Raw genomic sequence first — 11,498 nt, forward strand, 5'->3', positions numbered from 1 at the left:
GCTGGCGCCAGCGCAGGAAACGGTGCAGCACAGCCACATACAGCAGCGCCTGCAGGGGGTAGTCGGAGTGCAGCATCGCCTCGGCTAGTCGTGGGTAGCCGTAGTCGGCGGCGGTGTCGCCGAGGTGATTGGTCTTGTAGTCCACCACCAGGTAGCGCTGCCCGGGCAGCCGCAGCACCACGTCGAGCGAACCGGAGAGATACCCCCGCAGCGGCTGGTGGCCGAGCGCATCGGACATCAGCCGGTCGGCATACGGGGCGAACGGGTCGTCTGCGGTGAGATGTTCGCGCAGCAGCAGACCCACGTCACCGACGCACACATCGGGTGCCGAGCCGCGGCTGTCACCACCGGCCAGGGGAATCTCAAATCCCAACTCCCGCAACCGGTCTGCCCCTCCGATCTGTCGCAGGGTCAGCCCATTGGCCAGCGGTCCCAGCGGGGTGTCATGCATCGGTACCAGTGCCGCGGCCAGCTCGCCCGCCTCGACATCGACTGGCCACCACGCCTGATGGAGCCGAATCTGGCTCGCCAGTTCGCCAACAAGGTCAGCGGCGAACGGGTCGGCGGTCTCCAGCACCTTGTGCACCAGCGACCCGAACGTTGCGCCGCCGGGCAAAGTCGCCATCGGTGAGATGATGCCGGAGCCATCGGGCGCGGGTGGCTGGGTGACCGTGACATCGTCGGACTCGTCGTCGCGGGCGGTCACCTCCGGCTCGCTGTGCACGCCGGCCTGGTCGGCGTGACGGATCAGCGCCGAGTAGGAGGTACGTCGCCATCCGGTGTCGATCCTGCGATGAAAGTGGCGCACCGCCAACGCAGCGTGCCGTTGCGGCGGCACACCCGTGGCCGGCGGGCCGACGACCGATTCCTCCACCACCGGGCCGCCGATGGCCTGCCACTTTGCGAATGCCGTCCAGGCGTCCTCGTCGGAGATCCCCGACGTGCACCGGATCGGCACTTCGGGGTCGTGCGCTTCCCGGCCACGCAGCAGCCGCGACAGGCCGCCGTTCGCCTCGTCGACGGTCGGTGCCCACCACGCCACCACCTGCGACTGCGCCCGGGTCAGCGCCACATAGGCCTGCCGGATGCTGTCGTCCGAGTTTTCCCGGCGATTCTGTCGGACGACATAGGCGCGGTCGGGGCCGTTCCGCCCGCCGATGTCCAGACAGCGGTTACCGCTGTCGTCGTGGAACAACAGGATGTCGTCGGTGCGCACATACCGGCGAAACATGAACGGCAGGTACACGATGGGGAACTGCAGGCCCTTGGCCACGAACACCGTCATGATCTGCACCGCGGCAGCGTCGCTGTCCAGTCGGCGGTTGCGCTCGGCGATGCCCCGGTTTTCGTCGCGCTGACGGCGCAGCCAATCCAGCAGGCCGGGCAGGCCCAATCGGTCCCGGTGTGCGGCCTCCTGCAACAACTCGGCAACATGCGCGAGATCGGTCATCTGGCGCTCGCCGCCGTGTTGCCCGAGTACCCGCCGGCCCATCCCGTGCATCTTGGCCGCTTCGAACACGGCGGCAATCTCACCGAACCGGGTGTGGTCGGCCCACTCCCGCAGCGTGCTGGCGATCCGGTCGGTCAGCTCGTCGCCGCCGCGGACAAGCTCTTCGGCGGTGTGGCCGACAAACATCGTCATCGCGGCGGCACGCACCAGCCCGCTGCGGTGCGGCTGGTCGAATGCCTCCAGCAGGCACAGCCAATCGTCGGCCGCCTGCGACTTGAACACATCACTGTCGCCGGTGTAGACCGCTTGAATCCCGGCCTCGGCCAGCGTATCCCGGCAGATCCCTGCGTCCTGGTGCCGGTCGACGAGCACCGCGATGTCACCGGCTTGCACCGGACGGCCATCGAATGTCGCGCCGCTGTTCAGCAGGGCACCGATATCGGCGGCCAGGTCGGCGCCGATGTGTCCGCGCAGCACGTCGATCGGGATGGTGTCGGTGCCTTGGTAGCCGAGCGTGTTACGGCGCACCACCCGCAGGCGAAACGCTGCGTTGTGCGGGGCGCCGGCCAGCCGGTGCCCGGCTCGGACGGCCCGCACCGGGTACACGACGATGTCGGGGTGACCGAGCGCCGCACCGGAGAGCACCGCCTGCAGGCGGTCGACCAATGCTTGATCGCTGCGCCAATTCATGTCCAGCGTGTACTGGCGGTCCGCTGCGCTCGCCGCCTTGAGATAGGTGTAGATGTCACCACCGCGAAACCCGTAGATCGCCTGCTTGGGGTCGCCGATGAGAATCAGCGTCGAATGGCCGGTGAACGCACGGTCGAGGACCTGCCACTGGATCGGGTCGGTGTCCTGGAACTCGTCGACCATCACGATGCGCCAACGTCTCCGCATCCGTTCGCGAGCATCGGAGTCCCACGGCTTCAGGGCCTTTGCCAGCCGGACAAGCAGGTCGTCGAAGCCCTGGATGCCCAGTGTGTCTTTGCGGTGCTCCAGCTCGGCGAGCACGTCGTCGGCGAAGCTGCGCCGCACGTCGGCGCCGCTGCCGGGCTGAGGGTTTCGCGGGTGCAGTTCGGCACACGGATCTGCCACAACCTTACGGGCCAGGGTGAGCGCGTCGGCGAAGCCGAGCACCGGGTCGGTGTCCTCGCGGCCGAACCGGGCGAGGTATCGATCGGTGACGATTTGGGTGATCACATCGTCGAGATCTTCCTCGAGTTTGACGTCGGCGGCGGTATCCCCGGCGACCCCAAGAGATTTCAGCACCAGGCCGCAGAACTCGTGGATGGTCGCGATGGTGGCGGTGTCGAACGTCGCCAGTGCGTGCGCCAGGCGCGAACGCCAGACGCTGCGCTCTTCGTCGCTGCCGCGCAGCAGGTGTTCCAGCAGGGTGTTATCCGGCGCCCGCCGACCGTTCAACGCGGCGACGGCGGTCGTTATCTGGTCGCGTACCCGCTCGCGCAGCTCCCGGCTGGCCGCCCTGTTGAACGTGATCAGCAGCATCTCGTCGAGCCGGGCGCCGGTCTCGGCGATATAGCGGGTGACCAGGCCGGCCAGCGCGAACGTCTTTCCGGTGCCGGCGCTGGCCTGCAGCACCGTGGTGGAGTTCGGCTCCGGCAGAGCCGCCAGCAGGTCGAAGGTGTCCATCGACACCATCAGCAGGGCTTCCCCTCCGCACCCAGCAGCGGCGCCCACAGCCGGACGGCCAGCGCACCGAAGCGGGTGTCTTCGTCGGGCATCTCCTCACCGGGTTGCGGTGGGTCGCTCAGCAACACCTCGAAGGGGGCGTCGGGTCCCCACACACGCACGTGCGCGTGCTTGGTGTTCTCCCCGATGCTTCTGCCCCGGTTGTTTTTCTTGCGCCACGTGCTGGCCGCTAGAGGCGCCGGGTTGCGGCGGCCCTGGGCGCGTTTCTGGGCCCACGCGTACGACGTCTTCAGCGGCAGCGGCAGCGGCTCGCGGCGCCCGGCATCGAAGATCAGCACCAGGTCGCGCAGCACTGCCAGTGGGTGGGGTGGCACCGTCAAGCGGCACACATCGGCCTGGCCGTTGTTGTCCCGGCCGACGCAGTAGGCGCTCCACTCCCGGTCGGAGCCGTTGGCGGCCAGCGCAATCAGCGAAATCCAGGTATTCAGCTTGTATTTGGGCGACAACTTGGAATACGTCACCGTCACGACGCGATTGCCGAACACCCGGTTGACGGTGCCGGTGACCCGACGCCCGTCGCCGAGGCCGATGTCGACGTCGCAGGCGCCCGCATCCACCCGCTGGTACTCGACCGCCAGGTCTGCCAGTCCGCCGGCCGTCGTGCTGATCGCATCGGCCCGGCGCCAGCCCAGCTTCAGCGGCGGCAGTGCGCCGCGGCGCCACTCGGCTTCCTGGGCGACCTCGCGTTCCATGCCGCGCAGGATGTCGCGCAGCATCCGGTCACCTACCTGCCACTCCTGGAGCGGACCGAGTGCGACCGGCATCGCGTCGTCGATGCCGTCGATGTCCCACGGCAGCGCGTAGTCCAGCGCGGTGAAGAAACCCTTGACCGGCTCGCCGAAGAAGTCCAGCAGGCCGGCCAGGCTGATATCGTCCTGCAGCAACACCGGCAGCGGAGCTGCAGCGAATTGTATTGCGGTGCTGCGTGCCCCAGCAACCGCCTGGGCGGCGGCCAGTGCGGTCGGGTCGAAGGTGAACGGTACACCGGGCACCAGCTCGCCCGGGGTGACGTTGCGCCGATCGAACGGTTGCAGCGGGTGCCGGATGAGGATGTCGCCACGCACCGGTTTCTCGGCTGTCGCATCCAGCGCGTCGAGCAGCTCGGCCAGCGGCACCGCCGGCGGGTGAGCTTTGCCGGTGTGCTCGTCGGCGCCGGTGTAGGTGATCACCAGCGTCCCGGTGGCCGCACACACGGCGTCGAGCAGCAGCTGGCGGTCCTCGGAACGGATGTCGCGCTCCCCGGTCAGCGGTCGCCGGCCCAGCACGTCGTCGCCGTCGACGTGGTCCAGTCGCGGAAACACCCCGTCGTCGAGGCCGACCAGGCAGACCACCCGGTGCGGCACCGAGCGCATCGGCACCATGGTGCACACCGTCAGGGTGCCGGTGCGGAAGTTCGCCCGGGTGGCGCGCCCGGCCAGGTGACCGGTCAGCAGCGCCCGCACATCGGACAGCCGCAGCTGCGTCTCATCGCGAGATCCGGCCTGCGCCAGCACGTCTGACAGCTCCCGCTGCAGTTCGCCCTGCTGCCACGCGTCGTCGGCGTGGACGCGGGTCAGGCTGGCGACAGCGTCGGTGAGCGCAACGACCCACTCGGCGAGCGAACGGGTGCCACCCAGCTCGTCGGCGGCCGCCTGCAGCCGGGTGATGAACTCGGCCAGCCGCCCGGCCAGCTCGACCCGGTTACTGCCGACATCGTCTAGTGGCAGTGCGGTGTGCAGCCAGGCACGGGAGTCCTCGGACATCGCCACCCCGGTCAAGATCCGGTCCAGCCCGAACCGCCAGGTGTTGTGCACTATGCCGTCGAGCCCGTACGGCGCCCGGTGTGCGGCGTCGAAGCCCCAGCGGATGTTGGATTCTTGCACCCAGGTGGTGATCGTCTCCAGGTCGTCGTCGGTGAAGGAGAAGCGGTTGCGCACCGGCGCGGTCTGCGCCAGGTTGAGCACCTGGGATGCGGTGGCCCGGCTTTCGGCGATGCCCAGCAGCTCGGCCGCCACCCCGAGCAGCGGGTTGGTCTGGGTGAGCGCCCGGTCGGCCAACATGACCCGCAGCCGGTGCGCGGGATGGGTCTCCCCGGCCAGCTCACCCAGCCCGAAGTTGGCGATGATCAGCGGCGCGTACGTTTCGATGTCCGGGCACATCACCAGGATGTCGCGCGGTTCCAGCGTGGGGTCGTCCTCGAGCAGCCCGAGCAGCACCTCGCGCAGCACGTCGACCTGCCGAGCCGGCCCGTGACAGGAGTGCACTTGAACGGACCGGTCGGCGCCGTCGTGCACCCGCCCGTCCGGCCGCACTTGGTTGGCCGCGATGTCGGATTGCAGCCAGCCCAGCAGGGTCCCGGAAGCCTCGAATACCTCAGCGCCACTGAGGTATTCGTCGGTCTGCGGGTTGCCCGGCAACGTACGTTGCAGCTCACGCAGGTCGCGGCCGAGTGTCTGCAGCAAAGGATGTTCGGCCTTCGCCTGGCTGTCATGGTCGCTGCGCGGCACCGCGCCGTGGATGGCGGTAAGTGCCTGCCACAGCTGGTCGGACGGGTGCGGCAGCCACAGGTGCACATCGTGGTGGGTGGCCAGCGCGTCCAGCAGCTCGATGTCGGTGCACGCCAGCCGGGTGTGTCCGAACAGCGACAGGCGCGGCGGCAGGTTCTCCGAGGGCGCCTCCCGCAACCGGGCAACGGTTTTCGCGTGCCGGACGTGCGGGGGATCGACGCCTACCGCCTCCACCAGTGCCCGCCACAGCGGAGGCTGCCAGTGCAGGTCGCCGTCGAGGTCACCGCCGGCCCCGTCGCTGGCCCGTTCGTCGAGCCAGTCGACCAGCAGCTGCGGGCGCTGGCGGGCATAGGAGGCGAACAGGCCGGCCAGCCGCCGTGCCACCGCGTAGCGCCGTCCCCGCCGCAGCTCCGCCTCGCCAGTGCGGTGGAAGTGGCCCAAATGTGTTGCCAGCGTCCGGCACCAGGGTTCGTTGAGGCTGGCGTCGATCGCCTCCAGCAGCGGCCACGTCATCGCCTCAGGTGACCAGGGATCCCCATCAGCGGTGCCGGTGATCTCGGCGATCAGCGAACCTGGGCTGCGGAACGCCACCCCGGCGCAGACCCCGTCGCCGCCGTGGGCACGGCCGAGCACATGGGAGAGCCGCTGGGATAGCCAGCGTTCCACCCCGTGCGCGGGCACCAACACCAGCTCCTCGGCGAACGGATCGCCCAGCGGTTGGGACAGCAGCGCGCCGAGCCGGTCGGCGAGCCGGTCGGTGCGTTCGGCGCGGTGAACGTGAAGGGCCATCGAGGGTCACCATAGACCGGCGCACCGACAGGACGGCCCCTAGCAGGACAGCCCCTGCCATGATGGTGTCGTGGCAAGGGCACATCGTGGTGATTACGGAGTCGACGGATCGTTTCACACCGTCTCCGCACGGACACAGGCGGTAGGTTTCGGCGCCGGATGTACTGCCCTGGCGGTGTGGTCCGCGGTGAGCCTGGGCCGCGGCAGGCGGTGGACGGCGGCACTGGCGGGCGTGGCGAGCGCTTTTATCGTCGCGCAGTTAGCTCTCTATCTCCACGCCACTCGGGCCGGCAAATTCATTGTGTGGGAACGCATCCTCGACGGCCTGCGGCTGCGCGGCGACGAAACCTTGCTGGACATGGGCTGCGGCCGGGGCGCCGTGCTGCTCGCCGCGGCCAAGCGGCTGCCCCGCGGCCACGCCATCGGCGTCGACCTGTGGCAGGCCGACCAGACCGGCAATTCCGCTGACGCCGTGCTGGCCAACGCCAGGCTGGAAAACGTCGCCGACCGGGTCGAGGTGCACACCGCCGACATGACCGATCTGCCGTTCGACGATGCCAGCGTCGACGTGGTCGTCTCCAACCTGGCCATCCACAACGTCTCCGACTCCGACGGCCGCCGCCGTGCGCTGACCGAGGCGGTCCGGGTGCTACGGCCCGGCGGCCGACTGGCGATCGCCGACATGTGGGAGACCGGCAAGCATGCCGCGTACCTACGCGAAATCGGCTGGCGCGACGTGCGGCGCCGCAACCTCGGCTGGCGAATGTGGTATGGCGGTCCCTGGGCCGCCACCCGCCTGGTCACCGCGACGAAGCCGGGTTACGCGACGAAGCCGGTTTAGCCGATGCGTGATCGGTTACGGGCCCGCAACCACCAGGAAGGCAAACCCGCACGGGTTGGGAACTGCTGGCGGTTTTGTTGGTCGGTAGAGGCCAAATGGAGTCAATGTCGCCCAGCGCGAAACCCAGTGTGGCGGTATTAATCACCGACTGGTCAGCGCGTGCACCCGCGCCGTCAACTCGGATTCGGAGAGCGAGCCCCTGACCACGTCGACGGCGCCTTCTGCGCTGACGAACGCGTACGCCGGCTGGTGGGTCACACCGAACTTTGTCCACACCGCCGCGTCGGTGTCGGCCAACTCGGTGATTTTGTCCACCCCGTACTTGGCGGCGAACGCTCGCAGCTCCGGCAGCTTGTCCTGCGCGCCCACCCCCACGAACGTCACCGCCGGGTTCGCCGCGGCCACCCGGGCGACCAGCGGCGCATCGCGTTGACACGTCGGGCACCACGGCGCCCAGAACCACAGCACAGCCGGTTTGCCCTTCAGGGACTCGCCGGAGAACGGCTGGCCGTCCAGGGTTTCGGCGGTGAACTGCAACTGGGTGCCGGGCGCGTCGGCGGTCCGCGAAGACCCCGACGCGCACCCTGCCACCAGTGAAATCACGGCCACGAGCGCGGCGATCAAGCGGTACACCGTGACGGATCCTCCCGATCCAGTGCATGCTGGGAGCTATGAACAGGGCCGAGATTACCGAACAGATCATCGCTGCCCGGCTGGCGAAAGGGCTGACCTGGCAGGAACTGGCCGACGCGATCAAAAAACCGGTGGTGTGGACGACGTCGGCACTGCTCGGCCAGCAGCCCATCCCCACCGAGCTGGGCGAAGTCCTGGCCGACATGCTGGGTCTGGACGCCTCGGTGGTGCCGGTGCTGGCCGGCCCGCCGATGCGCGGCGGGCTACCGACGGCGGTGCCGACCGATCCCACCATCTACCGCCTCTACGAGGCGGTTCAGGTCTACGGGCACGCGATCAAGGAACTGATCCACGAGCAGTTCGGCGACGGGATCATGAGTGCGATCAATTTCAGCGTGGACTTCGAAAAGAAACCGCACCCCAAGGGTGATCGGGTGGTGGTGACTTTCGACGGAAAGTTCCTGGCCTATGAGTGGGATTCGGCGGACTGACCGCAACGTCGGGAAACCGAAGGCAGCCGATGGCAGAGCGCCGATCGAAGCAAACCCAGCCGTTGACCGCCGACCTGGTGCTGTCCGGCGGCGGCGTCCGGTTCATCGGCCTGGTGGGCGCGATCGTCGCGCTGATGGACGCCGGATATTCGGTCGAGCGGGTCTCGGGTGTGTCGGGCGGCTCGGTGGTGGGGGCGATCCTGGCCGCCGCCTCCCAGGGTGACCAGCTGACCGCCGCGGAGGTCAGGGAACTGGCGCTGTCGGTGCCGCTGCGCAAGTGGCGCGACGCGGCGCCGATCCCGCTGGCCGGGCCGGTGTGGGGATTCCTGCGCGACACCGCCTTATCCCGCGGTGACGTCGCGCACGACTGGATCCGCGCCGAGCTGAAGAACTTGGGGGTGACCACCTGGGGCGACCTGGCCTACGACGCCGACCTGCTGTTGGAGGAGCGGCGGTACAAGGCGGTGGTCAGCGTCGCCGACCTGACGATCGGCCAACTGGTGCGCCTGCCGTGGGACTACCGGCGGGTTTACGGTCTGGATCCCGACGAGCAGCCGGTGGCCGACGCGGTCCGGGCATCGATGGCCGTCCCGTTCTTCTACCGCCCGGTGACCCTGACCAGCGCCGGCGGTCGTAAGTCCACCCTGGTCGACGGTGGGGTGCTGTCGAACTTCCCGATCTACACCTTCGACCGCCTGGACGGCCGGCTGCCACTGTGGCCCACGTTCGGCGTCACGGTGGTGCCGGAACTTACCTGGACCGACGGGGCCACCGGGGGCATCGACGAGTTGGTCCCGGTCTTGAAGCCGCTGCGGCTGTTCGGGCAGTCGCATCTGCTGGAAAATCTGATCACCACCATCCTGGTCGGCCACGACCAGACCTATCTGAACCAGCCGTGGGTCAGTGCGCGGGCCATCCGGGTCAACGCCACCGACGTCGGGGTGCTCGACTTCGGCCTTGACCGGGCACGTTTGGAAGAGCTCTACGAAAACGGCTACGCGGCAGCGGAGCGGTTCCTGGACACCTGGGACTGGCCGGGTTACCTGGACCGGTTCCGCCGGGGCCATTACCCCGACGCCGACGCCAAACGCTAAAGCGTGTCGGCCCGCCGAGGTCAGCTCTGGTGTTTGCCCGCCACGCTGGTGCCACCATCCAATCGCACAGTGGCTTCGGTGTTGACGGTGTTGACGGTGTTGAGGGTGCTGGGGGCGTCGTTGGCCGGGGCTTCGCGGCTCTGCAACCGGTCCTTGGTCTCTCGCACTGTGCGGTTGACCCGGTCGATCTCGCCGCGAAGCACGTCGGGACGGGTTTCCTGGCAGGCGTAATGGAAGTAGGTCAGCAGGCCGCGCAGCAATTCCAGCTTCTGCTTCTCCCGCTTGGCCAGGTCGTGTGTCGTCATCAACTCGACACGCTGCACCGGCGGCAGGTCCCTCCAGTCCAGCACGACCCTGTTCTCGAACCGGGGCCGCTGACGGCGCCACGGTCGCCATCCCCGGGGACGTTCCGGCCTGTCGTAGTAGGCCACCACCCCGGTGAACCGTGACCCGATGGCACCACCGAGTTCGGTGCGGTCGATCGCCGAGTCCCACACCGTGCGCCACTCCTGGTCCGGCGCCAGCACCGGCAGTTGGGGTGGCAGTTGCACTGCGACGACGTCGGCGTAGCCGTCGGCGGCCGTCTCGTAGCGTGCGACGGTGGGGGGCTGTGCAAACTCGAACCGGATGTCATAGGCCGGGGTCTGGCCGAAGTTCCGCACCACCAACTCGACCACGTGCCAGTCGGCCGCATTCGGTTCCATGAACATCGTCACGTGCGGGCGGGTCCGCTCGACGGCCAACCGGTGGCTGCGTCGCAGTTGCCGGCCCAGGTAGATCACGACAACTATGGCGAGCAAAAGCGCAAGCCACGCCGCCCAGGCCAACCAGGTGCCCGACCCTGCCCCGGTCACGCTGTCCCAGCCGTCTTCGATCGACCCCATCGAACGCACCCTACCGCCTATATCCGCTGATCGCAGAGCGTCGGCCTGCCACACCACCGACTCAACCGCCCATCAACATACGCCATTGGTCCAGGTCGGTGGCCCGGTAGACGTAGTTGGAGTGCTTCACCTCCGATAGCGCGGCGCTCGGATCGGCCGAATACCAGTGCCCGGGGTACACGGTGGGGTCGCCGGGCAGCGAAGCCAGTCGCTGCAGGCTGCGATACATCTCGTCGGAGTCGCCACCGGGGAAGTCGGTGCGTCCGCAGCCCTCCAGAAACAACGTGTCGCCGGCGACCAACCGACCGTCCAGCAGGAAACACTGGCTGCCCGGTGTGTGGCCGGGTGTATGCAGAAGCTCGACCTCGACGGCCCCGACGTCGACCTTGTCGCCGTGCTCGTGCGCGGTGAGGTCGGCCACGTTAATCCCGGTGACGCGGGAGACCCACAGCGCTTCGTGGGCGTTGACATGGACGGGTACGCTGACCCGCTCCAGCAGTTCGGTCAGGCCCTTCAGCGCGAAGCCCATCATCTCCCCGCCGACGTGGTCGGGATGGTGGTGGGTGACCAATACCCCGGACAGCCGCATGTCGTCGGCCTCGGCCGCGTCGACCAGGTCGCCCGCGGCGTAGGCAGGGTCGACGACCACGCAGTCGCCGGTTTCGGTGTCCCCGATCAGATAGGCGAAGTTGCGCATCTGCGCCGCGAACATGTCGCCGGACGCGAAATCACGGCCGGCCAGCAGCTGGCGGAAGTACAGCCGATCCGAATCAGGCACCCGTCTAGCCTAACGTTGCGGTTGGCGACCTGGGGTTTGGCTACGTTGCCGGCCAGGCGGTACCCTCTTTACCGGCTTGTGGCGCCCCGGAAATGCCCGAACTAGGTCGCCGCAGGCAGCAGGACACGGCCCCCTTAGCTCAGTCGGCAGAGCGTTTCCATGGTAAGGAAAAGGTCAACGGTTCGATTCCGTTAGGGGGCTCGGTGGACGCCGGGCCCGCTGGCGGCCCACAACGAAGGCAATGTGGCCCCGAGGCGATGTAGCTCAGTCGGTTAGAGCGAACGACTCATAATCGTTAGGTCGCCGGTTCGAGTCCGGCCATCGCTACAACGCAACAACGAC

At 68.3% G+C, this 11,498-nt stretch carries 8 protein-coding genes and 2 tRNA genes; 5 read left to right on the top strand and 5 right to left on the bottom strand.

Going from position 1 to position 11,498, the window contains the following annotated elements:
• Together AC2VON_RS02020 and recC are read right to left on the bottom strand one after the other, a co-directional pair.
• Positions 1-3,100: UvrD-helicase domain-containing protein (locus AC2VON_RS02020; RefSeq protein ID WP_486951441.1), on the bottom strand; the 3,100-nt coding region annotated here is incomplete at its 3' end.
• A gap of 8 nt (positions 3,101-3,108) precedes the next feature.
• Complete coding sequence (gene recC / locus AC2VON_RS02025; RefSeq protein ID WP_486951442.1) at positions 3,109-6,435, bottom strand: exodeoxyribonuclease V subunit gamma; 3,327 nt, start codon at positions 6,433-6,435, stop codon at positions 3,109-3,111.
• Positions 6,436-6,505: 70 nt separating this feature from the next.
• Between recC and AC2VON_RS02030 the strand changes: the two genes are divergently transcribed.
• Positions 6,506-7,276, top strand: a complete 771-nt coding sequence (locus AC2VON_RS02030) for a class I SAM-dependent methyltransferase (RefSeq protein WP_486951443.1) — start codon at positions 6,506-6,508, stop codon at positions 7,274-7,276.
• Between the two features lie 141 nt (positions 7,277-7,417).
• On the opposite strand, the gene AC2VON_RS02035 is transcribed toward AC2VON_RS02030, so the two are convergent.
• Complete coding sequence (locus tag AC2VON_RS02035) at positions 7,418-7,909, bottom strand: redoxin family protein (protein ID WP_486951444.1); 492 nt, start codon at positions 7,907-7,909, stop codon at positions 7,418-7,420.
• Positions 7,910-7,947: 38 nt separating this feature from the next.
• Between AC2VON_RS02035 and cynS the strand changes: the two genes are divergently transcribed.
• Positions 7,948-8,400 carry a cyanase gene (gene cynS, locus AC2VON_RS02040; protein WP_486951445.1) on the top strand — a complete coding sequence of 151 codons (453 nt, stop codon included), beginning with the start codon at positions 7,948-7,950 and terminating at the stop codon, positions 8,398-8,400.
• 29 nt (positions 8,401-8,429) lie between these two features.
• Positions 8,430-9,494 (top strand): patatin-like phospholipase family protein, encoded by a 1,065-nt coding sequence (locus AC2VON_RS02045; protein ID WP_486951446.1) that lies wholly within the window; start codon positions 8,430-8,432, stop codon positions 9,492-9,494.
• A gap of 20 nt (positions 9,495-9,514) precedes the next feature.
• On the opposite strand, the gene AC2VON_RS02050 is transcribed toward AC2VON_RS02045, so the two are convergent.
• Complete coding sequence (locus tag AC2VON_RS02050) at positions 9,515-10,378, bottom strand: hypothetical protein (RefSeq protein ID WP_486951447.1); 864 nt, start codon at positions 10,376-10,378, stop codon at positions 9,515-9,517.
• Between the two features lie 61 nt (positions 10,379-10,439).
• Complete coding sequence (locus AC2VON_RS02055; protein ID WP_486951448.1) at positions 10,440-11,156, bottom strand: MBL fold metallo-hydrolase; 717 nt, start codon at positions 11,154-11,156, stop codon at positions 10,440-10,442.
• A gap of 128 nt (positions 11,157-11,284) precedes the next feature.
• Between AC2VON_RS02055 and AC2VON_RS02060 the strand changes: the two genes are divergently transcribed.
• Positions 11,285-11,357: transfer RNA gene (locus AC2VON_RS02060), tRNA-Thr, on the top strand.
• A 52-nt stretch (positions 11,358-11,409) separates the two neighbouring features.
• Positions 11,410-11,483 (top strand) — tRNA-Met (locus AC2VON_RS02065).
• The last annotated feature ends 15 nt before the right edge of the window (positions 11,484-11,498 follow it).

The organism is Mycobacterium sp. TH-M82 (genome assembly GCF_057473605.1).